Genomic DNA, 25,836 nt, shown 5'->3' with positions numbered 1-25,836 from the left:
GTTCGATGTCCTTATGCGCGCGGGCTGTCGTTGGCGGGCACCAGGCCCAGTTCACGGGCCTGGCCGAGCAGCTTGCTCATGGTCCATTGCTGGGTGAGCACGCCCGGGCCATAAGGCCGCGATCCACCGATGGCCTCGGCCAGCAGTTGCAGTTGCGCGCCCTCCTCCAGCAGCAGGATGAATTCCGCCGTGGCCTGCAGGCCCTGGGTGCCCCACACGGTGGCGCCGCCATTGGCTTCGAGGATCGCCGGGGTGAAGGGGTTTTCCGCAAGGCTGTCGAGGATGAAGTCCACCTCGTCCTGGCGCCGGTCGATGTACACCGGCAGCTCGCGGGCGAGCTGGAAGCGCTGCACCGGCACATAGTTGAACGGCAGCGAGCGCTGGGTCTGGGCCCAGGCGCCGAGGTACGGCGAATGCACGTGGGACACCGTGGTGATCTGCGGCTGCTGGACGAACAGCCGGGTATAGCGGTTCAGCCCGCCCTTGCCCTGGCCATGCACCAGGTTGCCGGCAAAGTCGCTGACCGTGGCCTTCAGTGGCTGGTCCTTTTTCCACGGGCCCTGGTAGTTGACCGACACCAGCAGCTCGCGCCCCGGCACCCGTTCGATAAAGCCGACGGTGCCGTTGGCGGTGATGCTGTTGGTTTCCCGGTAGACCCGGAAGGCCTCGCCGGCGAGGTGGGTGACGTTGTCGACGAAGTCCTTGAGTTCGGCGTCGACCAGGTGTTCGGCAGTCAGTACGGTCATGTCAGATGTCCTTTTCAAGCGTGTCTTGGGAGGTGCGTTGGGCGAGCAGGTCACGGGCGGCCTGCAACGGGCGGTGGTCGACCCACTCGGCCAGGTCGAAGTCGGCCTCAAGGAAGCCATGCAGGTTGAGGAAGGTCTTCTGGATGTCGAGGAAGGCCAGGCGCTGCTCGGACAGGTCCGGGGCCAGGGTGGTGTGGAACTCACCGCGATACGCTTCGTCCACGCCCTCGGCGCCGGCGCGGGTCTCGTCCTGGAGAATGCGCAGCACGCCCTCGCGGTTGTCCCGCGCCCAGTCGGCGGCGCGCAGGGTCTGGGCGAGGAAGCGCACCACCAGGTCGAAATGCTCGTCGAGCAGGCTCTGGTGCACGGTGATCGGCCGCGGCGTACCGTTGTTGATGCGGTAACGCGGGTCTTCGATCTGGTCCAGGTCGATGCCCACTTCCAGGCCCAGGCGGCGCGCGGCATCGGCGGCGGAAGCGCCCTTGACGTAGACCGCATCCACTTCGCCGCGCACCAGGTAATCCAGGCCGGACCACAGGCGCTGCAAGCCCTCTTGCGGATTGGGCGCCTGCTCCTGGTCGTGCAGCGGCACCTCCACCAGGGTGACGTCATCGAAGCTCAGCCCGGCCAGGCTCAGCGCCCCCTTGTAGCCGTGCAGGCTCATGGCCCGGGCGATGCTGCCGGGACGGTTGGCACCCCAGGCCGGCAGGGCCAGGCGCTTGCCTTTCAGGTCGGCAGCGCTGCGGATGCCGGAGCCGGGACGTACGAGGATGGTCTGCCATTCCTCGATCCAGGTCAGGCCGATCAGGCGGCTTGGCGAACCGGCAGCACGGGCAGCCAGGGCCGGCACGTTGCCGCCCTCGCGAAACAGCCCGGGCAACTGGTGGTCGTAGTGATGGTGACCCAGCTGGCGGGCCTCCTGCAGGGTCAGGACCGGCAGGCCGTCGGCGGCGAATTCCTCGCCGAGCCAGCCGAGGGTGTAGGCGATGCCGGAAGCGGTCGGTACCGGGCAACGGGTGAACCAGAGTTGCTCCAGGGGCGCTGCGCCGGGCAGCGGCAAGGTAGCGGCAAGTGACATGAGTTGGCTCCATCAGGGGATCGAACGGGCCGGGTGGCCTTTGCCTGGGCTATTGCAGCGCTCGTGCCAACTCATTAATTCATTGTTTTTAAAAGGTTTTTTGCGATCACCAAGCACCGACTGCTGATCTGCCAGCACTCCCCCAGCGGGACTGCTGCTGCCTGAGCAACAATCGGCCCGGGGCTGCTGCTGGAGCAGCAACAGGGCCCGACGAAATTGCTGCAAGCCACGTCCTGCAAGGGCTTCAGGGCGATGGCACAGAACCTGCTCCAGGGCCTGGACCTGTTCACCCAAGGAAGCTCTATCGTGTCCAACCTGCCCCGCCGCCTGGAAAGCGAAGACCAGGCCATTACCGCCGCCCACGAGATTGCCGGCGAAATCGCCGCCCTCGCCGCCGACCCGCAACACAACCGCAGCCTGCCCCGCCGCCAGGCCCAACTGCTGTCCGACAGCGGCCTCACCGCCATCGGCGTACCCAAGGCCGATGGCGGCCTCGGCGCCTCGGTGGAAACCATCGTCGAGACGGTGCGGATCATTTCCCGCGCCGATGGGGGCGTCGGCCAGTTGCTGCAGATCCACAATGTGATGCTGCGCGGCGTGCTCAGCGGCTATCCGGACGAAGTGCGCCAGCGCCTGATCGACGATGTGCTGGCCGGCAAGCGCCTGGGCAACGCCCTGGCCGAGGTCGGCGGGAAGAACAAGTTCGCCCTCAAGACCCGGGTCGAGCGCCGCGAGGACGGCGTGCTGGTGCTCAACGGCAGCAAGTTCTACTCCACCGGTTCCTACCTCGCCGAATGGATCTCCCTCACCGCCGCCAGCGACGACGGCGGCGCCGGCGTGCTGCTGCACCGCGATACCCCCGGCCTGACCCTGGTCGACGACTGGGACGCCTTCGGCCAGAACAATTCGGTCAGCGGCACCGTGCGCTTCGACAATATCGAGCTGGACGAACGCTACGTGCTGCGCCGCCAGGGCCCGATGAAGCGCACCGGCCTGACCTTCCCGCAGATCCTGCATGCCGCCATCGACACCGGCATTGCCGCCGGCGCCCTGCAGGCCGGGATCGACTACCTCAACCAGCACGCCCGGCCCTGGGTCGAGAGCGAGGTGGAACGGGCCAGCGACGAGCCGCATATCATCCGCCAGATCGGTGAGTACGCCGTGGCGCTGCGTGCAGCCGAATCACTGCTGCGCGATGCGGCACGGGTCTTTGATGCCCACGAGCGCGATCCCGAGAACAAGGCGTTGCAGGACGAACTGATCCTCTCGGTGGCCACCGCCCGCGCCCACTCCGACGGCGCCTCGCTGAAGATCTCCAGCGATATCTTCTCCCTGCTCGGCGCCAGTGCCTCCCTGAGCAAATGGAACCTCGACCGCTTCTGGCGCAACGCCCGGGTGCATACCACCCATGACCCGATCCGCTGGCGCCTGCACCACGTCGGCAACTACTACCTCAATGGCGTCGATCCGGGCGAGTACACCGCGATCCTGGCGGCAAAACAGAAGGTCGGCGCCAGTCGCTGAATCCATCGCGCGGGTCGACCCGCGCGCTTCTTCGTCCTGTTTCGAGTTCTTCATGAGCCATCGACACCCGCTGTTGCGCAGCCTGGCGATCTACCGCGAAATGCCCTGGCGCTTCGCGCTGGTCGCCGGGTTGTTCGTTCTTATCAACCTGGGCCTGGTCTGGCAGCAATGGCTGATCGGCCATGCCCTCAACGACGTTACTGCCGGCGTCGCGGTGCGTCGCCTCGAGGATGGCGGCCTTGACGGCGCGGTGGCCTGGCGCTGGTTCTGGGCCATTCTCGCCGTCGCCTTCGGCCGCGCCGTTTTGCAGTACGCCGCCTCCCTCGGCTCGCTGATCCTCGGCCAGGAACTGCTCACCCGCTTGCGCGAACGCATTCTCGAACAGGTGTTGCGTCTGCACCTGGGCTACCACTGGCAGCACGGTATCGGCGAGATCGTCACCCGCACCACCCGCGATGCCGACAAGGTCCGCGATGCCCTGGTGAGCTTCTGGCGGCAATTGGTGGAAACCCCGCTGGTGGTGCTGGCCACCGTCGGCCTGCTCGGCTGGTACCACCCGCTGCTGGCCCTCGGGCCGTTGCTGCTGACCCTGCTCGGCCTGTACCTGTTCGTGCTGCAGACCGACCGCCTGGTGGAACTGGACCGGGCCGTGGGCGCGGCCTACGACCGGGTCAACCAGGATCTGGCCGAGGGCATCGGCGCGGTGCGGGTGATCAAGTCGTTCGGCCTGCAGCAGCAGCGCATCGACGGTTTCAGCGAGCAGGTCCGGCAGTTCACCGGCTTGGCGCGGCAGGCCCTGGCCTGGGCCAGCTCGCGGATTCCACTGCCCCAGGCCCTGGTGGCGCTGGGGCATGTGTGGATACTGGTGGTGGGTGCCCAGTTGGTCGCGGCGGGCAAAATCGGGATCGGCGAACTGGTCACCTCGCTGCTGATCGCTACCACCCTGGTGTTCCGTATCGAAGGCATTGGCCGGGTAATGCAGACCTTCGCCGATGCCCGCGCCAGCGCCGGGCGCATCTGGCACTTGCTCGACGCACCGACGCAGATCGAAAGCGGCCCGCGCCTGCTGCCACCTGGGCCGCTGGGCCTGCAACTGGAAGAGGTGAATGTCAGCGCCCCCGGCAGCGAGCGGGACATCCTGCGCCAGTGCTCGCTGCTGATCGCGCCGGGCGAGGTGGTCGCCATCGTCGGCGCCACCGGCACCGGTAAAAGCTTGCTGGCCAGCCTGCTGCCACGCCTGACCGACGCCGACAGCGGCCGCGTGCTGCTCGGCAACCACCAAGGTGGCTGGCAGGACGTGCGCGCCCTGGACCTGAAGGACCTGCGCCGGCGCGTGCATGTGCTGCCCCAGGAAAGCTTCCTGTTCGCCGACAGCCTGGCGGCCAACCTGCGCCTTGCCGCGCCACAGGCCACGGACGACGAACTGCTCGACGCCCTGCATCGCGCCGCCGCCGACGACATCCTCGAACGCTTGCCCAACGGCCTCGACAGCCCCCTGGGCGACCGTGGCGTGACCCTTTCCGGCGGCCAGCGCCAGCGCCTGTGCCTGGCCCGCGCGCTACTCGCCTCCCCCGACCTGTTGTGTCTCGACGACGCCACCAGCGCCCTCGATGCCATCAGCGAGCGGCATGTCCTCGACCACCTGCGTCGCCCCGGAGGCCCGACCCTGCTGCTGATCGCCAGCAAGGCCACCACCGTGGAACGTGCCGACCGCGTGCTGTTGCTGGACCAGGGCCGTATCGTCGCCAGCGGCCCACACGCCGAACTGCTGCAACGCAATGCGGCCTACCGCGACCTGCTGGGGATCGACCAATGAGCAAGAACGCCGGCAATACCGCCATGAGCGATATCGAAATCGAAGAACGCCTGGCGAAGAAGGCCCTCGACCGCAGCATGCTGCAACGCCTGCTGCCACTGCTCAAACCGGTGCGCGGCCAGGTGGCCTGGGTGATCGTGCTGGAGCTGGTGCTGGTCTTCACCGTGTTCCTGCGCCCATGGTTCGTTCGTGAATTGCTCGATCGCGGGCTGGTCCACGACGGCACTGCCTGGCTGCTGGACCTGCCGCTGGTGCTCTGGCTGGGTGCCGGGCTGGCGGCGAGCTGGCTGGGGCGGATCCTGCTGGGCGGGCTGTCGCAATACATCGCCGGCAGCGCGGCCATCGCCGTCCTCAACCAGTTGCGGGTGCGGGTCTTCGCCCATGTCCAGGCCCTGAGCATCGGCTACTTCGACCGTACCCGCGCCGGGCGCATCCTCTCGCGCGCCGACCGCGATGTCGATGCCCTCGAGCCGCTGCTGATCCAGGGCCCGCCGGAACTGCTCGGCGCCCTGCTGCGCTGCACCCTGGCGGCGCTGATGCTGTGGCTGATCACCCCGCTGTTCTTCTTCGCCCTGATTGGCAGCGTGCCGTTGCTGTTCCTCGCCACCTGGGCCTTCAAGCGCGTGGCCCAGCGCAACTGGGCCAGGGTCGCCGAGCAGCGCAGCCGCTTTACCGCGCACCTGGTGGAGAGCGTCGGCGGCGTGCGCCTGCTGCAGCAGAGCGGGCGCGAGGCGGACAACCAGCGGCGCTATCGCGGGCTGCTGGACGAATTCAACAACGCCCTGATCACCGGCAGCCTGCGCTCCGGCTGGTTCGCACCCTTCACCGCGCTGCTCGCGGCCGGCGGCATGGCGGTGCTGGTGCTGGTGGGCGCCTACTCGCTGGCACAGGGCACGGTGACCGTGGGCCAGGTCGGCGAAAGCCTGTTCTACGTGATGCTGTTCCTCGGGCCGCTGCAGGAACTGACCGATCTGTTCGAGCGCTACGCCACCGGCTCGGCTTCGGCGCAGCGGATCTTCCTGCTACTGGATACCGCGCCGGAGATCCGCGATCCGGAGCGACCACTGCCATTGCCACGGGTGCAGGGCGAAGTGCATTTCGACAAGGTGCGCTTTGCCTACCAGCCCGACAGCGGGCGACCGGTGATCGATGACCTGGACCTGCGCATCCGCGCTGGCGAGGTGTTGGCCATCGTCGGCCCGTCCGGGCATGGCAAAAGCACCCTGGTGCAGTTGCTGACCCGCTTCTACGAAGTCAACGACGGCGCCGTGCGCCTTGACGGCGTGGATATCCGCCATGTCAGCCAGGCCCAGTTGCGCCAGCATATCGGCGTGGTGCTGCAGGACAACGTGCTATTCGCCGGCAGCATCCTCGACAACCTGCGCCTGGCCGCGCGGGGGCGGACGACGCCAGCCTGATCGCGGCGGCGCGGGAGCTGGGCGCGGACGAGGTGCTGGAGCGCTTGCCCCATCAGTACGCGACCCAGGTCGGCAGCCTCGGCAGCCATCTGAGTCATGGCCAGCGGCAACTGGTATGCCTGGTGCGCGCCTACCTCGCCAACCCGGCGGTGCTGGTGCTGGACGAGGCCACCTCGGCGGTGGACGTGCACACCGAGCGACGCATCCAGCGGGCCTTGCGCAGGCTGTGCCAAGGCCGCACGGCAATCATCATCGCCCACCGCCTGGCGACCATCCGCGATGCCGACCGCATCGTGGTGATCCGCCAGGGCCGCGTGCATGAACAAGGCAGCCACGGGCAACTGCTGGCGGCGGACGGAGCCTACGCGGCGCTGTATCGCAGCCATGACCAGCTGGCCGTGCATGAACAGTGATTGCTTTTGGGGTGCTGCCCAGGCAGCACCCTGTGGTGGTCTTCAGGGCCTCATCGCTGGCAAGCCAGCTCCCACAGGTCCGGCGAACACAGTACCTGTGGGAGCTGGCTTGCCAGCGATGAGGCCTACGAGAACACCGTGGCACACAGGTTGCACCATCCCTTTTCAATTCACCAAAGGACCCGCCATGACCACCGAATTCTTCTGGCGCCTGCCCCTGGGCACCGACGGCCCGCAACTGACCACCGACAAGCACAACCGCGGCAGCTTCGCCGGCCAGCACGGGCATATCGCCCCGGGCCTGCTGGCCGACGGCAGCCCCGACGGCTTCACCTACATCGACTACATCGCCCAGGTGGCCAAGGCCGCCGAACTGGCCGGCTTCGAAGGTGCCCTGCTGCCTACCGGCCCGGAGCCATGGATAGTCGCCGCCGCCCTGGCCCGGGAAACCCGGCGCCTGCGCTTCCTGGTGGCGTTCCAGGCAACCTGGACCCTGCCCGCCTACGCCGCGCAGCAGGCGGCGATCCTGCAGCACCTGAGCCACGGACGCCTGGACTGGAACATCATCACCGGCGGCAGCCCGGCCAGCCAGCGCGCCCAGGGCGACTTCCTCGACCACGACCAGCGCTACCAGCGTACCGGCGAGTTCCTCGACATCATCGATGGCCTGTGGAACCACGAGCGCTTCAGCTACGAAGGCCAGGTCTACCGTCTGGAAAACGGTGCCCTGCCGCCGGGCCTGGGCAACGAGCGTAAACCGGCGGTGTACTTCTCCGGCTTCTCCGACCCGGCACTGGAGGTGGCGGCCCGGCATGCCGACGTTTACCTGAACTGGGCCGAGCCAGTGGACAAGCTCAAGCCGCATATCGAACGAGTCCGCGAACTGGCCGACAAGCAGGGACGCACGGTACGCTTCGGCCTGCGCGTCGATCTGTTCGCCCGGGAAACCGAGGAAGCCGCCTGGCGTGACCTGCGCCGCCAGTTCGAGCGCCTGGAAGGCAAGCCCAGTACGGTCTCCAGTGCCTTCACCCGGGCCAGCGACTCGGTCGGCGGCGCACGGCAGACCGCCTATCACCAGAACATCCACGACTTCGACGACCTGGTCATCGGCCCTAACCTCTGGGCCGGATTCGCCAAGGCCAAGCCGGGGCCGACCGTGGGCCTGGTGGGCAGTCACCAGAACATTGCCGAGCGCCTGGCCGAATACCGCGACGCCGGCTTCTCAACCTTCATCCTCGCCGGCAACCCGCACCTGGAAGAAGCCCTGCGCATCGGCCAGGAAGTCCTGCCGCTGCTGCGTCAACCCACTCCCCAGGCCTTCAAGGATACGATCGCCCCATGAGCACACCACTCGATACCCTTTGGTACACCCACAGCCCGGTGCCCACCGGCCTCGGCATCGCCGTGCAGACCGGGCGCCTGGCCGAAGCCTTCGCCCCGCTGGGCACCTCGATCCAGTCGCTGCGCGAATCCAGCGAACGGGAAGTACGCGAGGCCCACTACGACCACCACCTGCCCAACTCGGTGCGCCATGGCGGCAATATCCCGGCGATCTGGGCCTACTCGGCCGGGGTCGAGACCCGGGTGCTGGGCTTGAGCTGGGCCGATGAAGTGCAGTTGATCCTGACCACCGCCGAGAGCGGGGTGAAAACCGTCCGCGACCTGAAGAACCGCCGTTTCGGCCTGCCCAAATGGGCCAACGTACAGATCGACTTCACCCGCGCCCAGGCCCTGCGCGGCCTGGAAAACGCCCTGCGCCTGGAAGGCCTGAACGTGGGTGATTTGGAACTGGTGGACTATCCCTATGGCGGTACCCACAGCGACGAGCAGGTCACCCATGTCCACGGCGCCGCCGTCTATCTCAGTGGTGCCCGCATCAGCCGGCGCAACAACGAGCTGATCGGCCTGCTGCGCGGCGATATCGACGCGATCTTCCTCAAGGGCGCCACGGCCTTGCAGCTCGCTTATGAACTGGGCCTGCATGTGGTGATCGACACCGGCTCGCACCCCGACCCGCTGATCCGCGCCAACAACGGCACACCGCGCACGCTCACCGTGGACACCCACCTGCTGGACAACCACTTCGGCGCCTGCAAGCGCATCGTCGACGTGCTGCTGCGCACCGAGCAATGGGCCTGGGCCAACCCGGACGAGACCCGACGCTATCTGGCGCGGGAGCTGAACACCAGCGAGTACTGGGTGGCGGCGGCCTACGGCGAGGACGCCCACCGGCGCCTGCGCACGACCCTCGACAGCCGCTCGATCACCGCCCTGCAGGACTTCACCGATTTCCTGTATCGCTGGGAGTTCATCCCACGGCACTTCGATGTGCGGGAATGGATTGATTTCAGGGTGCTGGAGGCGGTGATCGGGTCGACTTCGCGGGTGGCGACCTGAGGGAAACAGCTGTTGTAGCTCATGACCTCATCGCGCATTTTCTGGCGATGGGGTCGAGGTAAAAAACGATGCATAACCACACCGAAACTTATGTTTATAAAAAAGGAAATCTCTTACACCGAGCAATAAGCAAGAAACAAACCTTGAAACAAACGGTATGAATTCCCGGCATTCAATCATTTAAACGCCATCTATAACTACTTCGCCTTACCTTCAAAGCAAGCCAAGCACAGGCGTCATCTCCGAGTGCAGAGTGTGACGCCTAACCCATGGCATTGGAAAATGCGGAGTAAATATGGATCAGTTGAAAGACATCATTTATGCACCCTGCCTGCGATCAAGTACATACGACCTTCTGGCACTAAGAGAAATCGAGGAGCGTCGCCGAAAGAGGATTAGTCCAATCATATCTGCCAGGGGTAATGATTTGACCTTGATAAGCGAGTTCGCCAAGTATTGGGAAGGTGATAGCTTCTGGCTGGACTCATCAAGATTTCCACAGGACAGCCAGACCGAACTGACAAAGAAACTGAACGATCCTAGCGGAAATTTTGACGGCAAGTTTTCTGCCTTCAGTAAGATCAAACAGATCAACCCAGGCACACTGCCCGTTGTAGGTTTCAGTTCCGGTGATAAACCGCGTAACGTGGTGCAATTCGCCCTTCGACTATATAAGGAGTTTTCAGCGGTCGCCATTCGCATTGAGGGTTCTGGTGCAGTTCTTGAACGCAACCTGGCAACAGCGCGCGCCGTTCTGAACGCTGTCAGCGACGAAGATCTAGCACGTACAACCATCATCCTGGATGCCTGGAGCATCAGCCAGATCCCTTCCATGCAGGAAGGAAGCAGCCTTCAGAAAATGCTCCGTCTGACCGAGGAGTACGATGTCGCCAACGTGATCACCCTAAGCACGTCCTGGCCCGACGACCGTCCAGACAGAGGTGTCAACGCGACTGTGCCCTGCATTGACCCTTTCTGGCAGGCGATCACGCACAAACAGTTGGGTACTAGGGGAGTAGCACATGTCTACGGGGACTACGCTGCTACTAACCCGATGCGCGATCTGCTGGACGATTTCGATCCCAAGAAAATGGCGCAGCCTATTCCTTTCGCCGGCTACTACAACGCTTGCTCCTGGCATCAGGAACGCCATGGTGCAGGTGGTGAAAACGAGAAATATCGGGATATCGCCCGCTCATTCAGGGCACTCGATAACTACCACGGTGACGAGTTCTGCTGGGGCACACGTGCAATCGGAGCGATCGCTAGTGGCGCACGTGACAAGCCCGGAAATATGGCATTCTGGAACAAGATCCGTATCAACCAACACATCTGCGCCATGCTTGAGGACCTCTCGGAAGGCTTGCTGCAAGCTCTGGGCAACCCACATGAGCCTGAGTACGACGATCTGGATGACTTGATCTAGCCGCCCTTACGGTCCTTGAGACAAGCCAGTACACAACTGCGAATCGAGTCGATAGGAACAGATCCGGAGACCTTGCCGCGGACTTCCGCCTTGGTCTCCTTCTTTTTCACAACGATACCGTTTTGCTCGCACAAGGCATCCAACTCCTCACGCCAGAGCAGACCAGTGAGGTCGTAGGCATTGGCTTGGCGATTAGGCTTAGCATTGCGCAACAACACGAGCCCTCCCAGGTCATCAGCAACAAGAATGCCGACGCCTTTGGGCGTGACCTCGAGTGCCTTCTCAAGATGGCGGCCATGGGTACACAGCCACACCTCATCGAAGACGTTGAAATAGGCATCACACTGGCTCGGCCAGCGTTTCAACGTATCGGCACCGGATTTGATTTCAAAAGCGACAAGGCGGCCATTGGCAACTGCAAGATCCGCCCGGAAGGTCATGTCGACGGACCGCCCTTCCTGCCGGTTGACGAACCCCAGCTCCTCGATAAGCACATCATTGACGTCCTTGGAGAGATGGGTGGTGACCCAACCTTTCAGGTTGTCCCGGATGGCGGCAGGCGAAAGCATGGCGATTCCTCAAACGATAAGCGGCGGGAGTATAGGAAATCGCCAAGGGCCTAGCCAGCGTCACCTATCGGTAGCAGCCAGAAGAGTTGTTTCTAAACGGCAAAGACCGATTTCGTCTTGCATGGTCGGGAAAATATGCAATAAAGGCCGCCCTACGGATTACCCGGCCTTTCGAGCCGCCATGGACTGCCAAGCCGATGAACATCAATAAGACCTGCATCGCCCTGCTGGGCCTTCTGACCCTGCCCCATGCCTCACTGTCGATTGCCGACCCTGCCAACGGCTCCGACTCAACGGCAATCTGATTCCGAAGACCTTGCAGGAAAATGGCGTGAAGATGCCGCCGTTTACCTGGAAGGTTCAGGATTTCCGGGATTTGAATCAGTACATGGTGGGGGTGATTTCAAGAGCGCGGTGATCCGGGTAGGACAATCAAGGCTGCTAAGCCATTACAGAAAGGTACAGTTGCCACCCTTTGCTTGATTCGCCGCGGCCCCTGTGGGAGCTGGCTTGCCAGCGATAGCGGTGGTGAATTCACCGGCGTCATCGCTGGCAAGCCAGCTCCCACAGGGTCCGTGTCGTCAGGCCGGCTTCCCGCCATATCAGGCAACGAAACTTCACCGATTTCCGACTTTCTTGTAGGCAATTTCCCAAGCATACTTCCGCGGCTTATCAGCTGTTGCGTGCCGGGGAAACGCTGCCTAGTCTTGCTGCCGTCGTTGATGTCTGGCGACCGGCTTTGACAGGCCGAAGGTAAAAGATTCCCCCAGCACCATCCTCACCTTGCTCGGGCGCCAAGCGCCTGGCTCCGTGTTATGGCGGCTGTATGTGGGGCGCACTCGTGCGCGCCGGGTTTTCCTTTTGCCTCGGTCTGTCAACCCACGTACAGCTGCCACCCGCCGTTTGACAGCCGCGTGTAGCAGCCCCTTTTCGCAAAAGGAAATGCTCATGAAAAAGATCGTCCCCGATCCACCCCGTGCCGTCACCGTCCACACCCGCTTTTCCGCCTGCGACGGCCACCATTCCCCGCTGTTCGCCGTCTGCGCCGGTGCCGATGTCGACGAAGCACTGGTCCATCATCCCGGACGTTGGCGGAATCGATGATGCGAGGGACAGCAGAGCAGGCTCCTGGCTGAGCCAGTTGATTCGATGCGGACCCTGTGGGAGCTGGCTTGCCAGCGATAGCGATGGTGAATTCACCGACGTAATCGCTGGCAAGCCAGCTCCCACAAGGTCCGCATCGTCAGGCTAGATACTGCAAGGCCATCGCACCCAGGCAATCCCATAACTGCTCTACCCGTTTCACGCCGAAGGCGCGCAGTCCGGAGTGAACCAAGCCCGCTACCACCTCGACCTTGGCTTCGCCTCCCGCCCCTACAAGCGCCGCCGCATAAGCCAGCCCGTGATCCCGCAACGGATCCACCCCGGCCACGGCAATGAACGCCGGCGCCAGCCCGCTGAAATTCTCTGCCTCCAGCGGCATGGCACAAGGATCCTGCCAATCACTCTGTTGCGGCAGAAACCCCGCCAACGACCGCCGCAATCCCGCCACTGTCATCAACGGTGCCTCGGCATGCTCGCTCATCGACGGCAGATGCTCCCGTGCCGTGAGCACCGGATAGATCAGCAACTGCCCCAACGGCTGCGGCCGGCCGTCACGACGCAGCGCCATGCACAGCCCGGCAGCCAAGGTCCCGCCAGCGCTGTCACCACCGACGATCAGCCGCTCGCGACTCAGCGCCGCATCGACCCGCCCTTCGCGCAAGCCATTCCATGCACCCATGCAATCCTCCAGCGGCGCCGGATAGCAATGTTCCGGCGCCAACCGGTACTCCACCGCCACGATCGCCACCGACACCCTTCGCCCAAGCGCATAGGCAAACCAGTCATGGGTGTCCAGGTTACCCAGGTTCCACCCACCACCATGCAGATACAGCAACGTTGGCCAGCCACCATGCGGTACCGGTCCCGCTGGCTTGTAGACCCGAAGCCTCACGCCATCCAGCACCCGGTCTGCGATAGACCAGCCTACCGGCGCCTCGGGCGTGCAGGCCCGACAAGCCCGCAGAAACGCCTCCCGCCGTGCCTGGATACTGTCATCGAGAGGCACAAACCGCTGGCATGCCTCGACATAGGCCTGGATTTCAGGATCAAGGCGATAACTCATGACAACACTCCAAAAACGCAAAAGCCGCCGCCCGTTCCAGGGCAGCGGCAGGGTTCAAGACAAAGGTCAGAACAACGGCAAGGTATACGCCAGAATCACCCGGTTTTCATCCCGGCGCCCGGTGGCATCGCCTTGCAACTGGACATTGCGCAGGCGCAGGGCAAGGTTCTTCAGCGGCCCGTCCTGCACGGTGTAGGTGATGTCGATATTGCGCTCCCACTCGCTGCCGTCCTCGCCCGCCACCTTGAAGTTGTCGCCCTTGACGTATCGGGCGAAGGCCACCAGTCCCGGCACGCCCAGCGAGGCGAAGTCGAGGTCGTAGCGCGCCTGCCAGGAACGCTCCTGGGCGCGGTCGAAACGCAGCACCTGCACGGCGTTGGCCGCCGCTGGCAGGTCGGTGTCGTGGATGAACGGCAACGCGCTGTCACCGGCGTTGTACTGGTAACCGACGCGGAAGGTCTGCGGCCCGAGAGTGGCGCTGAGCATTCCGGAGGTCATGCGGCTGTCCAGCTTGCCGGCCTTCTCGGCGCCGGACTCACCGGTGTCGAGGTAGTTGAGCGTTCCGGACAGGTTCCAGTCACCGAGCTTCTGCGTATGGGTGACGGTAGCGAGGTTCTGCTGGTAGACATCCTCCAGCCGCCCGCCCCACAGCCCCGCCGACCATTGCGGGGTAATCCGCCAGGTGCCACCGAGGTAATTGAAGCGGTCGCTGAACACGCTGTAGTAGTTGCCCACCTGGATATCCCGGGCGCCTGCAAATTCACGCTGGTTGACCTGGCGCATCTGGCCGACGCTGAGGTCGAGGTTGTCGATCTCCTTTACATCGAGCATGGCGCCTTCGAAGAACTGCGGCAGCAGGCGCGCGTCGCCGGAGCTGACCAGGGGGATCTTCGGGAACAGCCCGCCTACCTTCAGCTCGCTTTTCGAATACTTGAACTTGAGCGCGGCCGTGGCTTCGGAAAACTCGTCCACCGAACGCGGATCGGCATTGCGCGGGCCGCCGGCACGGTCGTAGGCGCCCGGCAGCAAGGCAGTGCCACTGCGCGACGGTGAAGAGTCCAGCTTCAGGCCAAGCCCGGCGTAGAAGTCCACGCCCACGCCGATGGTACCCTCGGTGTAGCCCGATTCACCCTTGAGGATGAAGCCCTGGGCCCACTCCTCCAGCTTGGATTGCGCGGGCTTGGTGGAGTCGCGCAGGTCGTGGTTGTAGTAGAAGTTGCGCAGGGTCAGGTTGGCCTTGGCATCTTCGAAGAACGCCGCATGGGCGCCCAGCGGCGCCAGGCCCAGCAGCAGTGTCAGGGGTTTTGCCGAGCGAGCGAAGCCCGCCCCGTACGAGGATGATTTCATTGTTGTTGTTCTCTTTTTAGGGGTGATGGATCGGTAACGCGCTGCCGGGCTCAGCGCCCGTGCCAGATAAACGTCAGGGTCGTCTCCAGGGCCTCTCCCGGGGCCAGTTCATGGGTGCCGACCTCGGTCCACTCCGCTCTGGGGCGGTTGAAGGCGTCGGCCAGATGGGAAACCGGCTCCAGGCACAGGTAGCCCAGGCCTGCGGGGGCGAAGGCAACCATGTGGGTCAGATCGCTGTGCAGCTCCAGCGTACCCTGCGGATAGTCCACCTTTAGCTTGCCGTCCCAGCGCGACTGGTAATGGGCGACCGCCTCGCCGTTGTCGGCGGCGATCTGCAGGGTTTTCGGTGCGTCCAGGTAGCTGCCGGTAGCGAGGTAGTCGGCATCGATCTGCCATTCACGCCCGACCCGGTATTCCACGCGCATCCCGGGATGACGCTGGAAGTACGGATGCAGCCCGAGCCCGGCCGGCATCGGCGTCTCGCCCTGGTTGACAAGGCGCAGGGTGACCCGCAAGCGAGGGCCCTCCAGCGCAAATTCCTGCTCGGCACGAAACGCCCAGGGCCAGTGCTGGCCCTGGTAATCGCAGCGGATCAGCGCCCTGTCGGCTCCGGCGCTGACTACTTGCCATGGCTGGGTATGACTCACGCCATGCAGGGTGTGCGGCAAGGCCGCGTGGTGGGCCGGCAGACGATGCTCGACGCCGTTGAATGCCAGGCGCGCCTTACGGATGCGGTTGGAATAAGGAAACAGCGGATAGCCCCCGGCCCGCGGCCAGTCCAGCGGGTCGAAGGACTCACTGGTGATCGGCAGCAGCAACTCCAGCCCGTCCGCGCTGAGCGAAGCGATACGCCCGCCCCACGCCGGCAGCAAGGCCAGTTTCCAGATGGCGTTGTTCAGTTCGACACGTTGCATGACACCCTCCGTTACCCCGAAGCGGGCACGACAAGCCCCTGCCGCCACGCCGAAGCGTGGCGGAGGTTGAAAGCCAAAGGACGAGAAAGCCGCTCAGTTGCGGCGCAAGCGCTCGATCACCTGCTGATCGATGTCCAGCCCCAGGCCCGCGCCTTGCGGGATCTGCAACTGGTTGCCGCTGCGCAGCGACTCCACCGGATATAGCCAGCCTGCCGGCTCGACGAACAGGTATTCCACCTGCGGCACCCACGGCTGGACAGCCGCCAGGTGCAGGGTGGCGATCAGGCCGGGGCCGAAGTACGGGCAGTGCGGCAGCACCACCGCGTCGCGCTGGCGCGCCAGTTCGCCGATGCGCAGGCATTCGGAAATACCGCCGACCTTGGTCACGCTGGGCTGGATCGAATCCACCGCGCCCGTCGCCAGGGCCTGTTCGAACTGCACTGCAGTGCACCAGTTCTCCCCCGCCGACAACGGCACGCCCTGCCCGCGCAAACTGGCCAGGGTGGCGAAGTCTTCCGGCGGGAAGATCGGTTCTTCCAGCCACGCCAGCTTGAGGTCACGCAGTGCCGGCAGCCAGTCGCGTGTATCGCTGACCTTCCAGCCGCAATTGACGTCAGTGGCCAGCGGCACGTCGTCGCCGATGGCGCGGCGGCAGGCGGCGATCTCGTCGAGCGTGACTTCATGCAGCTTGATATCGCTGAAGCCCATCTCCAGGGCCTTTTCGCAGATGGCCGGGGCCACCTCGTTGTCGGAATAGCGGACCAGGCTGGCATAGGCCGGCACGCTCTCGCGCACCGCCTCGCCGAGCAGGCGATGCAGCGGCAGGTTGCGCCGGCGCGCTGCCAGGTCCCACAGGGCGATATCGATGCCGGAGATGGCGAACAGGGTCACGCCATAGCGCCCGAACAGGTGCAGGCGCAGTTGCAGTTCCTGGTTGAACGCGGCGATATCGGTGATCTCGCGGTTCAGCAGCAGCGGCGTGATCAAACGGTCTATCAGGGCCTTGGTGGCGTTGGCGACGAAATAGCCGAAGGCATCGCCCCAGCCGACATTGCCCTGCTCGTCCTCGATGCGGACCAGCACGTTTTCCAGGGTATTCCAGGTGGTCGGGGTGATGCCCTGGCCCTTGCCGCCATCGTGGAACGGGATTTCCACGATCTGCGTGTCGATGCGGACGATCTTCATTGCGGGTTCTCCAGCAGCGAAGCCAGGGGCACGCCGGCGTACGCACCGCCGACATGGTCGCGGCCCGAGCCTTCCGCGGCCATGGCTTCATACGGCAGGTAGTTGTCGGCCAGATGCTCGCCGGCATTGTCCTGGGGCTGGTAGCCAAGGGCACGGGCGCGGTTATTGTGGAACAGCGGATTGGGGCTTTCCGAGACGCCATAGACGATCTCGTTGCGCACCTCGGGATGTTCCAGGCCGATCAGCATGAGCTGGGCCAGGTCGCGGGCGCTGGTCCACATGCGCAGGCGACGGGCGTCGGAGACCTTGGGGTCGGCATTGCCGATCCGCACGATGAAGGTCGCCACTTCGCTGCGCAGGGAGAAGGTGGTGCAGGCCGCTTCACCGAACACCTTGCTCAGGGCGTAGTAGCTGTCCGGGGCCACCGGCATGTCGTCGAAAAACTCGGCCCGGTCGCTGCGGTACTGGCCTAGCACATGGTGGCTGCTGGCGAAGACGAAACGCTTCACGCCATAACGCTGCGCCGCTTCAAGCAGGTACAAGGTGCCGTGGTAGTTGGGCTCGACGGTGCTGTTGAAGTGGATGTCGGTGCCATGGGCACAGGCCAGGTGGAGGATGCCATCGACCCCGTCCACCGCGCGCTGCACACAGGCCGGGTCGGTGAGGTCGCCGACCACCGCGGTCTCGCCTTCGTGCAGGTCCGCGACTTGCTGGCGGTCGAGCAGGCGCAGGCTGTAGCGCTGGCGCAGGAAGGGCCGCAGGGCGGTCCCGACGATACCGGCGGCGCCGGTGACAAGAAGCGTAGGCATAGCGAATTCCTGAAATCCTGGTAATTGCACAAGCGGGTTGCGGCCCGCAGGCCGCGTTTTACTATCAGGCTGCCGCGACCACGGCGTCGCGCTTGACCGGCGCCTTGCCGACGAAGAACGCTACGATCAGCGCTCCCAGCACACCGAGGCCGCCGGCCAGGGCGAAGCCGCTGCCGTAGGTGCCGGTGGCCTGGATGATAAAGCCGGTCACGGTCGGCGCTACGATCCCGGAGAGGTTGGCCAGGCCGTGCATGAAGCCGCCGGCAGTGCCCACCTGGTGATCCGGCACCGCGTCCTGGATCAGCGACCAATAGGCCGGTGCGGTGAGCATCAGGAAGCCGATGGCCACGGTCATCACCGCCACCGTGCTGGTGACGCTCTCGACCCGTCCGGTCAGGACGATGCACACCGCCGCCACCAGCAGGCAGGTAACCAGCACCACCTTGCGCGAGAACAGCTGCTTGCCGGTGCGCTTGAACACCCAGTCGATCAGCAGGCCGCCGCAGACGAAGCCGACCGTACCCACGAGCCATGGCAGCGCGGTGACGATGCTCATGGACTTGAGGTCGATGCCCTTGGCGTCGATCAGGTAGCTGGGGAACCAGGTCATGAAGAAATACAGGATGTAGTTGTAACAGAACAGCGAGACACCGGTGACCAGCACCGAGCGTTGCAGGATGATCTGCAGCACCGGGGTGCGCGGGGCCTGCTCGGCGGTCATGACCGGGGCAACACGGCCTTCGTTGATCTCGGCCAGTTCTTCCGGCGAGACCTTGGCGTGTTCCTGCGGGGTCGAGGTCGCCAGGCGATACCAGGCGATGGCCCAGAGCACGCCGACCACCGCGATCACCACAAAGGCCACGCGCCAGCCCAGCCACAGCGCCAGGAAACCGACGATCGGGCCGGCCAGCGCACCGCCCAACGGGCCGCCGGCCTGGTTGATGCCGATGGCGCGGGCGCGTTCCTTGATCGGGAACCAGCTGTTGACGGTCTTGTTCGCGGTGGTCGAAACCGGGCCTTCACCTACCCCGAACAGGGCGCGAACGATCAGCAGCGACCAGAAGTTGAAGGCCAGCGCGGTGGAACCGCAAAGCACCGACCAGAAGCTCATGGACCAGGTCAGGACCTTCTTCGGCCCGAAGCGGTCGGCCAGGTAACCGCCGACGAAGCAGAACAGTGCATAGCCGAAGAAGAAGCTGCTGAAGATCATGCCTTTTTCGGCAGGGGTCAGATGGTATTCCTGGGTAATGAAGGGCATGGCGATGGACAGTGCGGCCCGATCGACATAGTTGATGATCATGGCGATGAACAGCATCGTCAGGATCGTCCAGCGGTAATTCTTTTTCTTGTTCATGTACGTCTCCGTCCGGCGCCAGTAGCGAACCGGATCTTGTTGTTATAGCGCCGGACCCCAGGCAGGGTCCGGCTGCCTGTCGGGTCTAGACGCTGTAATCCACTGCCACCCACTCGAAGTACTGCTTGAGCTCCGCGACCAGTGCCTGGTGCGCGGGGTGTGGCAGGTACCGCTCTACCGCGGCGGCATCGTCGAAGCCCGAGTCGAGGATGTAGTCCCAGCAGATGGGGCGATCCAGCTCGTTGGCGGCGACGGTCCAGTCACGGATGAAATCGATCTCCTGATCGAGGTCGCGCATGCGCGCGACCAGGCGTTGCTCCAGTTCCGGCTGCCGCTCGACCTCGGCGAGGCGGCGAAACAACACGACGTGACGCATCATGGCGCTGCCCTCCCCTTAGCCCAGCGTCCACGCCGGCGCGTCCTGCAACGCGACCGGACGCAGGAAGCGCTCCAGCGCGGCGTAGCCGACCGAGGTGGTTTGCGGGGTGGTGGACGACGGCCAGGGCCCGCCATGCTGCTGGGCGTGGCACACCGCGACACCGGTCGGCACACCGCCGAACAGCACGCGCCCGGAGATCCTCTCGGCCGCACGAACCAACTGGCGATTGTCATCGCTGGCCTGCTCGGCACCCCATAGGGTGGTGGTCAGGCTGCCGCCGACGGCCTCCAGCACAGCCACCACTTCGGCAACCGAAGCGGCACGCACCAGCAGCGCCGCGGGGCCGAACATCTCCTCGCGCAGATGGGCATTGGCGATGAACGCCGCCGCATCGGTGCTGAACAGGCGCGGCGCCGGGCCGGCCCCATCGGCCGCCGGGGTGAACACGGCATCGGCATTTGCGGCCACGGTGGCAGCAGCCGCGTCGAAGCCCTGGCGCATGCCGGCGGTGAGCATACGGTGCGTGGCGATCGGCGCAATGGCCTCGGCCAGCTGGGCGACGAAACGCTCGCTGTGGGGCGAGTCCAGCAGCACGATCAGGCCGGGGCTGGTGCAGAACTGTCCGCAGCCGAGGGTAATCGAGGCGGCCAGCGTTTTCGCCAGGCCTTCGCTGTCTTTTTCCAGGGCGGCAGGCAGGGCCACCAGCGGGTTGATCGAACCCAGCTCGCCGAAGAACGGCACCGGACGCGGACGCTCATTGGCCGCCTGCCACAGGGCCTTGCCACCCTGGTAGGAGCCGGTGAAGGCGACGGCGGCAATGCCCGGATGCTGCACCAGGTAGGTACCGCCAGCACGGGAGGTGGCTTCGACCAGGGTCAGCAGGCCTTCCGGCAGGCCCTGCTGGCGAACCACACCGGCCGCCAGTTCGTATACCGCACGGGACAGCTCCGGGTGACCGGAATGCGCCTTGACCACCACCGGGCAACCGGCGGCCAGGGCCGAGGAGGTATCACCACCCAGCACCGAGAAGGCGAACGGGAAGTTGCTCGCCGAGAACATGGCGACCGGACCAAGTGCACGCTGCACCCGCACCAGCGCCGGACGCCCGGCAGGCGGTGCGCCGGCCACGGCATCGCTGACCACCTGGCGATACGGCACGCCCGCTTCCACCTCGCTGGCGAAACCGCGCAACTGGAAGGCGGTGCGGGCCACTTCGCCCTTCAGGCGGCCTTCGCCCAGGCCACTTTCACGGTCGGCAATGGCGACCAGTTCGGCCTGCCGGTCTTCCAGCGCGGTAGCCAGGCCATTGAGCAGCGCAGCGCGCACGGCGGCCGGGGACTCGGCCCAGAAGTCGGCGGCGGCAACGGCCTTGGCGACCACCTGGTCGATCAGCGCCAGGGACGGATCATGTTGAATATTCATTGAACGCTTCCTTCAGCGGGCCTTGGGTTCAAGGTGATAACCGCGGCCGGTGTAGTCGAAGTCCACCAGCTCGTTGATCGCCACGTCCTTGTCCGCCGGCGAGGCGTAGTAGGCGCGGATCTCGCGGATCAGGCCGCTTTCCTCGTCGAAGACGTACCACTCGTCACCGCGCAGCGCGGTGCCCGGCTTGCTCTTCCAGTGGGTCCACTCGATCACCGCTTCATTACTGTCGTGGCTGACCAGGATCTTCTCGATGGTCCACTGCGAGCCCAGGTTCTCCACGCACCACACCCACTTGCGGGCGATGGTGTCGGCCGTGCGCCAGGGCACTTCCGGCAGGCCGGCGGGGAAGTAATGCACGGCGTCCGGGGTGAAGCAGGACACCAGCTTGTCGTAGTCGCCCTCGTTGCAGGCGTCGAAGTAACGGCGGATCAGTTGCGCGTGCTTGTGCTCGGCCACGGCTCAGGCCTCCTTCTTATCGATGATCGAGGGGATCGCCGGACGGCCGTTGGCGACCCAGGCGTGGTAGTCGGAGACCGAGGCCGGGCTCGGCGGGTAGACGCCCCACAGCGGCTCGCCCGAGGCGATGCGCATGGCCAGGTAGTGCTCGATGTCGTCCTGCACGCTGCACACCTCGGCCAGCTCCTCGGCCAGGTGCGCGGGGACCACCGTCAGGCCATCGGCATCGCCGACGATGATGTCGCCCGGATACACGGCGACGCCGGCACAGCCGATCGGCACCTGCAGGTCGGCGACGTGGTGATAGGAAATGCGCGTGGTGGCGGTGATCTCGCGGGCATAGGCCGGCAGGTTCATGGCAGCGATCTCGCTACCGTCGCGCAGTGCCCCATCGGTGACGATGGCCTTGGCGCCACGTGCTAGCAGGCGGGTCACCAGGATATTGCCGGCGGAGGCTGCGGCTGGGTCGTTGCGGCTGTCGATTACCAATACGTCGCCAGGCTGCACCTGCTCCACACCAACCCATTGCAGGTTGTCGTCGTTGGGCTTGGTGGTCATGGTCTGGTAGGTGTCGATGTCTTCACGGGCAGGAATGAAGCGCATGGTGAAGGCGCGCCCGGCGAACGGCTGGGTGTCGCGGGTCATGGCGCGCAGGCCGACCAGCGCCGGCTGGCGGAAGCCGCGCTTGAACAGCTGGGTGGTCAGCGAACCGCTACTGCACGCGGCCAGCTTGGCCAGGGTGGCGTCGCTGACTTCGACGCGCTTGCCCGAGGCGCTTTCGTGGGCATCGGCATAGGTATGGATGACGGACATTCTTATAGGTTCTCCAGGCGGATTCATCCGATGGGTGGCCGACGTCATTCCCACCATGTGGAACAAGCGCCGGCTTCAACCCCCGTTGAGGCCGATTCTATGGGGGAAAGTCCCAGCAAAAAGGGGCAGAATCGGTGTCACAGCCGTTCCGTTCCAACTGATGGGAATAACCGATGAAACCAGGTGAAGGCACCGCCGCCCTTGAAAAGGCCCTCGACGTGCTCCAGGCCGTGGGCGCCATGCCCAGCGGTATAAGCCAGGCGCAACTGGCCGCCCAGGTGCCACTGCCGCGCACCACCCTGTACCGCATCCTCGCCACCCTGGTGGAGCGCGGGATGATCCGCCGCGATCCGACGCGCAAGGTCTACCGCCTGGGCTTCAACTACCTGGAGATGGTGCGCAATGCCTACCTGGAGCCGGACCTGGTAGCGGCGGCCAGCGAGGAACTGCGCGCCCTGCGCGACCTGACCGGGGAGACTTCGTACCTGGCGGTACTCGACGGCAACCAGGTGCTGTCCCTGGAGCGCTGTGATGGCGCCCATACCCAGCGCTCGGCGGCCAGCCTTGGCCAGGGCAAGCCGGTGTACTGCACCGGCCAGGGCAAGGCGATTCTCTCGGCGCTGTCGGCCACGGCACGGGACGAGATCCTCAAGGGCGTGGTAATGGAGCCGCTCACTCCGCTGACCATCACCGACCGCCGCCGATTGCTGGCCGAGCTGCAGATTACCCGCGCCCGCGGCTATGCCCTCGACGACGAAGAAATCCGCCTCGGCGTGCGCTGTGTGGCGGCGCCGATCATCGACAAGCAGGGTGTGGTGCGTGGTGCGTTGAGCGTGGCCGGGCCGGCCTATCGCCTGACCCTGGAGCGCCTGACCCTGCTCGGCCCGGAGCTGGCGGATGCGGCACGGCGGGTGGGCGAGCAGTTGCGCCCGGAAACCACCCAGCGGCCGTCGGGTGCCTTGAACGTGCTGCCGGCGCCCTGGTCGTTCCATGGCGCCTTTCCGCGCTGGCATGCCGCGAGCGGCCTGCTCTACTGGGCCGACACTCTGGCCCCGGCAATCCATTGCTGGGACGGACGAACCAGCCGCCTGCTGACCCGTCTGGACATGCCGGTGCGAGCCATGGAGCTGCACCGCGACGGCTTGCTGGTGGCCCAGGCCGGGGGCTGGTCGTTGGTGGATTGGGAAGGAAACGAGCATCCGATGCAGGATGTACTGGGCAGTCGCTTGCTCGCCTTGGCCGGGCATCCATCCGGCACCCTTTGGGCCTGTGCACGCACGGCCAGCGGTTGCCTGATCGGCGAGATGAGCAACGAGGGCGAGTTGCGTCATGGCTGGGCGCTGAGCGAGCAGATCAGCGGTTTTCGCTGGGATGCCAGTGGCAGCGCGGTGTATGCGATCGCGCCGGAGACCGGGGCTATCCTGCGCTTGCAACCGGGGAGCACGGTGGTGCGGCGCTTGGCGTCGCTGCCTCGGGGTGGCGGTAGCCTCAGCGGGCTGGCGCTGGATGCACAGGGTGGGGTCTGGACTACCCAGCGTGATGGCTGGAGCCTGGCGCGCTTCGATGCCGAAGGGAACCTGGAGCGGATGATCGGGTTGCCGGTGCCCTGCCCTACGGATCTGTGTTTTGGCGGGGATGGGATGCGGACGCTGTTCATAACCAGTGCGCGGCAGGAATTGAAGCTGGAGGTGCTGGGGAGTGCGCCGGATTCGGGGGGTGTGTTGCAGGTGGAAACCGAGGTGGGTGGGCAGGTTGTGGGTGGGATCAACAGGTTTCCTTGACCTTCCGGGCCTCATCGCTGGCAAGCCAGCTCCCACGGTACACACGATTGAGCTGCGCCCCGGATGTTGGACAAAAAATCCAACACCGGGGTGTTTTGCATGACCAAGTATTCAAAGCAGTTCAAGTTGTCCGCCATCGAAGCCTTCCTCAAGCGAGGCCGAGGTTTCCGTCATGTGGCGAACCAGTTCCAGATAGATCCCACCTTGCTTCGCCGTTGGGTCGTGGCCTATCAGCAACACGGCAGGTCCAGCCTTGAGCGTCGCCATCAGCGCCACAGCGCCGAATTCAAGATTACGGTGCTTCACCGCATGCTAAATGACCGTCTTTCTCAGCGCGCCGCCGCAGCGTTGTTCAACCTAGGTAACTCTAGTCAGCTGGGCAGATGGCTGCGCCAGTATTACAGTGACGGGCTCGCAAACCAGCTTTCTGTAGAAAAGAGTTCAACCCGCACCATGCCTAAGCCTTCCGCCAAGTCCTCCAAGCCTGCAGCCGTGCGTAACGAGGACCTCTCGCCCAAAGAGTTACTAGAGAAAGTTCGCATGCTTGAAGCGGAGAACGCCTACCTAAAAAAGCTCGAGGAGTTAGAGGAGGCGAAGCTCAGGCAGATCCGGGCAGCAAGGAAAAAGCCCAGCTGATTACCGCGCTGCGCCGACAGTTCAGGCTGAAATACCTGCTGATCGCTGCTGGTTTGCCTCGTAGCACTTACTACACCTACTTCGGGGACGAGGGCGCCGAGGATAAGTACGCTCCACTGAAACAGGCGATGCGGGGCATTCAGGAGCACCACAGGGGCCGGTATGGTTATCGTCGCATGACCGCTGCGCTGCGCCAGAAAGGGCACGTGATCAACGGCAAGAAAGTGCGCCGCCTCATGGGCGAGTTGGACCTCAAGTGCACGGTACGACCGAAGAAATACAAGTCGTACAGAGGGCTGATGGACGAAGCATCGCCGAACACCATGAACCGGGAGTTCGCTGCTGATCAGCCGAATCAGAAATGGGTGACAGACGTTACCGAGTTCAAGGTGGCTGGAGAAAAGCTTTATCTGTCGCCAGTTCTGGACTTGTACAACGGGGAGATCGTGGCCTATCAAACGGATACTCGGCCGCGTTACACCCTGGTGGGAACGATGCTTGAACGAGCGCTGGAGAAGCTGCCGGCTGACAGTAAGCCGATGCTGCACTCAGATCAGGGATGGCATTATCGCTATCCGGATTACCGCCAGCGCTTGAAAGAAGCGGGCTTGGAACAGAGCATGTCGCGCAAGGGCAACTGCCTGGACAATGCGGCGATGGAAAGCTTTTTCGGCACGCTGAAGTCGGAGTATTTCTACCGCGAGAAATTTGAGAGCATCGAGCAATTACGCGCTGGGATTGATGATTACATCCGCTACTACAACCACGAACGTATCAAGATGAAGCTCGGCGGCCTGAGCCCTGTAGCGTACAGAGCACAAGCCGCATAGCTTTAGACAAAAGTGTCCAACATCCGGGGCGCAGCTCAGATCCCTGTGGGAGCTGGCTTGCCAGCGATGAGGCCCTCAGGAACAACAGCAAATGGAATTAACAAATGCAAATTCATTATTTCTGGTTCTAAGACCAAACCAGTAGTCTCGCTCTCATGGCCCCCTGCTCCAGACAAGGAATCCCCATGAGCCAAGCCGCCACCATCATCGACTTCACCCTGCAACGCAAACGCAAGCTGGCCCAGCAACAGGGGCGTCTGCTGTGGGCGATGTATGCGCAACAGGCCGGCTTTGCCGCCAGCCCGGGGAGCCTCGCCATCACGTCATCGAAAACTCCGCGCCAGGCGTAATGG

General features: G+C 64.5%; 23 protein-coding genes and 2 pseudogenes. 11 read left to right on the top strand and 14 right to left on the bottom strand.

All coding sequences use genetic code 11. From position 1 onward, the window contains the following. Positions 1-11: 11 nt before the first annotated feature. From CSV86_RS09280 to CSV86_RS09270, 3 genes are read right to left on the bottom strand one after another with little or no spacing between them, the layout of a single operon-like run. Positions 12-746 (bottom strand): class II aldolase/adducin family protein, encoded by a 735-nt coding sequence (locus CSV86_RS09280; RefSeq protein WP_009407773.1) that lies wholly within the window; start codon positions 744-746, stop codon positions 12-14. Position 747: 1 nt separating this feature from the next. Continuing rightward, positions 748-1,824 (bottom strand): ABC transporter substrate-binding protein, encoded by a 1,077-nt coding sequence (locus CSV86_RS09275; RefSeq protein WP_009407774.1) that lies wholly within the window; start codon positions 1,822-1,824, stop codon positions 748-750. A 12-nt stretch (positions 1,825-1,836) separates the two neighbouring features. After that, positions 1,837-2,118: a hypothetical protein gene (locus CSV86_RS09270; RefSeq protein WP_170394525.1), complete on the bottom strand. Its 282-nt coding sequence runs from the start codon at positions 2,116-2,118 to the stop codon at positions 1,837-1,839. Between the two features lie 12 nt (positions 2,119-2,130). Here CSV86_RS09270 and CSV86_RS09265 point away from each other — a divergent pair, with 12 nt between their 5' ends. From CSV86_RS09265 to CSV86_RS09240, 6 genes and pseudogenes are all read left to right on the top strand, one after another. Further along, positions 2,131-3,348 carry an acyl-CoA dehydrogenase family protein gene (locus CSV86_RS09265; protein WP_037062382.1) on the top strand — a complete coding sequence of 406 codons (1,218 nt, stop codon included), beginning with the start codon at positions 2,131-2,133 and terminating at the stop codon, positions 3,346-3,348. Positions 3,349-3,400: 52 nt separating this feature from the next. Further along, positions 3,401-5,164, top strand: coding sequence for an ABC transporter ATP-binding protein (locus CSV86_RS09260; RefSeq protein ID WP_009407776.1), 1,764 nt, complete (start codon positions 3,401-3,403; stop codon positions 5,162-5,164). After that, positions 5,161-6,995, top strand: a pseudogene (locus CSV86_RS09255) (ABC transporter ATP-binding protein). The gene CSV86_RS09260 and the pseudogene CSV86_RS09255 overlap by 4 nt, the downstream one beginning before the upstream one ends. A gap of 187 nt (positions 6,996-7,182) precedes the next feature. Further along, positions 7,183-8,337, top strand: a complete 1,155-nt coding sequence (locus CSV86_RS09250) for an LLM class flavin-dependent oxidoreductase (protein ID WP_009407780.1) — start codon at positions 7,183-7,185, stop codon at positions 8,335-8,337. Next, positions 8,334-9,392 (top strand): ABC transporter substrate-binding protein, encoded by a 1,059-nt coding sequence (locus tag CSV86_RS09245; RefSeq protein ID WP_009407782.1) that lies wholly within the window; start codon positions 8,334-8,336, stop codon positions 9,390-9,392. Before CSV86_RS09250 ends, CSV86_RS09245 begins: the two co-directional genes overlap by 4 nt. 295 nt (positions 9,393-9,687) lie before the next feature. Continuing rightward, positions 9,688-10,818 (top strand): beta family protein, encoded by a 1,131-nt coding sequence (locus CSV86_RS09240; protein WP_009407784.1) that lies wholly within the window; start codon positions 9,688-9,690, stop codon positions 10,816-10,818. Here the strand turns inward: CSV86_RS09240 and CSV86_RS09235 are convergent. Further along, positions 10,815-11,387, bottom strand: a complete 573-nt coding sequence (locus CSV86_RS09235) for a sce7726 family protein (RefSeq protein ID WP_009407786.1) — start codon at positions 11,385-11,387, stop codon at positions 10,815-10,817. The genes CSV86_RS09240 and CSV86_RS09235 overlap by 4 nt on opposite strands. Before the next feature lie 283 nt (positions 11,388-11,670). Between CSV86_RS09235 and CSV86_RS31835 the strand changes: the two are divergent. Then, a pseudogene (locus CSV86_RS31835) lies at positions 11,671-11,805 on the top strand (cytochrome c); the annotation flags it as partial. Positions 11,806-12,335: 530 nt separating this feature from the next. Continuing rightward, positions 12,336-12,491, top strand: coding sequence for a hypothetical protein (locus CSV86_RS09230; RefSeq protein WP_009407790.1), 156 nt, complete (start codon positions 12,336-12,338; stop codon positions 12,489-12,491). A 139-nt stretch (positions 12,492-12,630) separates the two neighbouring features. On the opposite strand, the gene CSV86_RS09225 is transcribed toward CSV86_RS09230, so the two are convergent. The 10 genes from CSV86_RS09225 to CSV86_RS09180 all read right to left on the bottom strand — a co-directional run bounded on the left by CSV86_RS09225 (position 12,631) and on the right by CSV86_RS09180 (position 22,236). Beyond that, a complete protein-coding gene (locus CSV86_RS09225; RefSeq protein ID WP_009407791.1) occupies positions 12,631-13,554 on the bottom strand; it encodes an alpha/beta hydrolase in 924 nt (307 codons plus the stop codon). 66 nt (positions 13,555-13,620) lie between these two features. Beyond that, on the bottom strand, positions 13,621-14,901 hold the full coding sequence (locus CSV86_RS09220; RefSeq protein ID WP_009407793.1) for an OprD family porin: 1,281 nt from the start codon (positions 14,899-14,901) through the stop codon (positions 13,621-13,623). A 50-nt stretch (positions 14,902-14,951) separates the two neighbouring features. Beyond that, positions 14,952-15,815 carry an aldose 1-epimerase gene (locus CSV86_RS09215; RefSeq protein ID WP_009407794.1) on the bottom strand — a complete coding sequence of 288 codons (864 nt, stop codon included), beginning with the start codon at positions 15,813-15,815 and terminating at the stop codon, positions 14,952-14,954. 93 nt (positions 15,816-15,908) lie between these two features. Further along, positions 15,909-17,000, bottom strand: a complete 1,092-nt coding sequence (locus CSV86_RS09210) for a mandelate racemase/muconate lactonizing enzyme family protein (protein WP_009407795.1) — start codon at positions 16,998-17,000, stop codon at positions 15,909-15,911. Further along, positions 16,997-17,809, bottom strand: coding sequence for an NAD-dependent epimerase/dehydratase family protein (locus CSV86_RS09205; RefSeq protein WP_009407797.1), 813 nt, complete (start codon positions 17,807-17,809; stop codon positions 16,997-16,999). Before CSV86_RS09205 ends, CSV86_RS09210 begins: the two co-directional genes overlap by 4 nt. A gap of 64 nt (positions 17,810-17,873) precedes the next feature. Continuing rightward, positions 17,874-19,163 carry an MFS transporter gene (locus CSV86_RS09200; protein ID WP_009407799.1) on the bottom strand — a complete coding sequence of 430 codons (1,290 nt, stop codon included), beginning with the start codon at positions 19,161-19,163 and terminating at the stop codon, positions 17,874-17,876. A gap of 85 nt (positions 19,164-19,248) precedes the next feature. Then, on the bottom strand, positions 19,249-19,542 hold the full coding sequence (locus CSV86_RS09195) for a Dabb family protein (protein ID WP_009407801.1): 294 nt from the start codon (positions 19,540-19,542) through the stop codon (positions 19,249-19,251). 15 nt (positions 19,543-19,557) lie between these two features. After that, the gene (locus CSV86_RS09190) at positions 19,558-20,964 is read right to left on the bottom strand and encodes an aldehyde dehydrogenase (NADP(+)) (RefSeq protein WP_009407803.1); all 1,407 of its coding nucleotides are present in this window, start codon (positions 20,962-20,964) and stop codon (positions 19,558-19,560) included. Positions 20,965-20,976: 12 nt separating this feature from the next. Beyond that, the gene (locus CSV86_RS09185) at positions 20,977-21,423 is read right to left on the bottom strand and encodes a nuclear transport factor 2 family protein (RefSeq protein ID WP_009407805.1); all 447 of its coding nucleotides are present in this window, start codon (positions 21,421-21,423) and stop codon (positions 20,977-20,979) included. Between the two features lie 3 nt (positions 21,424-21,426). Continuing rightward, a complete protein-coding gene (locus CSV86_RS09180; RefSeq protein ID WP_009407807.1) occupies positions 21,427-22,236 on the bottom strand; it encodes an RraA family protein in 810 nt (269 codons plus the stop codon). Between the two features lie 173 nt (positions 22,237-22,409). Between CSV86_RS09180 and CSV86_RS09175 the strand changes: the two genes are divergently transcribed. From CSV86_RS09175 to CSV86_RS09165, 3 genes are all read left to right on the top strand, one after another. Next, on the top strand, positions 22,410-24,017 hold the full coding sequence (locus CSV86_RS09175; RefSeq protein ID WP_009407810.1) for an IclR family transcriptional regulator domain-containing protein: 1,608 nt from the start codon (positions 22,410-22,412) through the stop codon (positions 24,015-24,017). Between the two features lie 99 nt (positions 24,018-24,116). After that, a protein-coding gene (locus CSV86_RS09170) for an IS3 family transposase (RefSeq protein WP_085982835.1) occupies positions 24,117-25,483 on the top strand; the annotation gives its coding sequence in 2 pieces (ribosomal slippage) (positions 24,117-24,582 and positions 24,582-25,483; 1,368 coding nt in all). Between the two features lie 185 nt (positions 25,484-25,668). Further along, positions 25,669-25,833 (top strand): hypothetical protein, encoded by a 165-nt coding sequence (locus CSV86_RS09165; RefSeq protein ID WP_009395453.1) that lies wholly within the window; start codon positions 25,669-25,671, stop codon positions 25,831-25,833. Positions 25,834-25,836 lie beyond the last annotated feature (3 nt).

It is taken from the genome of Pseudomonas bharatica CSV86 (genome assembly GCF_000319305.2).
GTDB classification, from domain to species: domain Bacteria; phylum Pseudomonadota; class Gammaproteobacteria; order Pseudomonadales; family Pseudomonadaceae; genus Aquipseudomonas; species Aquipseudomonas bharatica.
The sequence above is the reverse complement of the archived record's forward strand: the minus strand, read 5'-3'. Positions and strand labels throughout refer to the sequence as shown.

Excerpts from the sequence above, each read along its gene's own strand:
- CSV86_RS09280 (WP_009407773.1), bottom strand. The coding sequence starts at position 746 with ATGACCGTACTGACTGCCGAACACCTGGTCGACGCCGAACTCAAGGAC.
- CSV86_RS09275 (WP_009407774.1), bottom strand. The coding sequence starts at position 1,824 with ATGTCACTTGCCGCTACCTTGCCGCTGCCCGGCGCAGCGCCCCTGGAG.
- CSV86_RS09260 (WP_009407776.1), top strand. The coding sequence starts at position 3,401 with ATGAGCCATCGACACCCGCTGTTGCGCAGCCTGGCGATCTACCGCGAA.
- CSV86_RS09250 (WP_009407780.1), top strand. The coding sequence starts at position 7,183 with ATGACCACCGAATTCTTCTGGCGCCTGCCCCTGGGCACCGACGGCCCG.
- CSV86_RS09245 (WP_009407782.1), top strand. The coding sequence starts at position 8,334 with ATGAGCACACCACTCGATACCCTTTGGTACACCCACAGCCCGGTGCCC.
- CSV86_RS09240 (WP_009407784.1), top strand. The coding sequence starts at position 9,688 with ATGGATCAGTTGAAAGACATCATTTATGCACCCTGCCTGCGATCAAGT.
- CSV86_RS09235 (WP_009407786.1), bottom strand. The coding sequence starts at position 11,387 with ATGCTTTCGCCTGCCGCCATCCGGGACAACCTGAAAGGTTGGGTCACC.
- CSV86_RS09230 (WP_009407790.1), top strand. The coding sequence starts at position 12,336 with ATGAAAAAGATCGTCCCCGATCCACCCCGTGCCGTCACCGTCCACACC.
- CSV86_RS09225 (WP_009407791.1), bottom strand. The coding sequence starts at position 13,554 with ATGAGTTATCGCCTTGATCCTGAAATCCAGGCCTATGTCGAGGCATGC.
- CSV86_RS09220 (WP_009407793.1), bottom strand. The coding sequence starts at position 14,901 with ATGAAATCATCCTCGTACGGGGCGGGCTTCGCTCGCTCGGCAAAACCC.
- CSV86_RS09215 (WP_009407794.1), bottom strand. The coding sequence starts at position 15,815 with ATGCAACGTGTCGAACTGAACAACGCCATCTGGAAACTGGCCTTGCTG.
- CSV86_RS09210 (WP_009407795.1), bottom strand. The coding sequence starts at position 17,000 with ATGAAGATCGTCCGCATCGACACGCAGATCGTGGAAATCCCGTTCCAC.
- CSV86_RS09205 (WP_009407797.1), bottom strand. The coding sequence starts at position 17,809 with ATGCCTACGCTTCTTGTCACCGGCGCCGCCGGTATCGTCGGGACCGCC.
- CSV86_RS09200 (WP_009407799.1), bottom strand. The coding sequence starts at position 19,163 with ATGAACAAGAAAAAGAATTACCGCTGGACGATCCTGACGATGCTGTTC.
- CSV86_RS09195 (WP_009407801.1), bottom strand. The coding sequence starts at position 19,542 with ATGATGCGTCACGTCGTGTTGTTTCGCCGCCTCGCCGAGGTCGAGCGG.
- CSV86_RS09190 (WP_009407803.1), bottom strand. The coding sequence starts at position 20,964 with ATGAATATTCAACATGATCCGTCCCTGGCGCTGATCGACCAGGTGGTC.
- CSV86_RS09180 (WP_009407807.1), bottom strand. The coding sequence starts at position 22,236 with ATGTCCGTCATCCATACCTATGCCGATGCCCACGAAAGCGCCTCGGGC.
- CSV86_RS09175 (WP_009407810.1), top strand. The coding sequence starts at position 22,410 with ATGAAACCAGGTGAAGGCACCGCCGCCCTTGAAAAGGCCCTCGACGTG.
- CSV86_RS09165 (WP_009395453.1), top strand. The coding sequence starts at position 25,669 with ATGAGCCAAGCCGCCACCATCATCGACTTCACCCTGCAACGCAAACGC.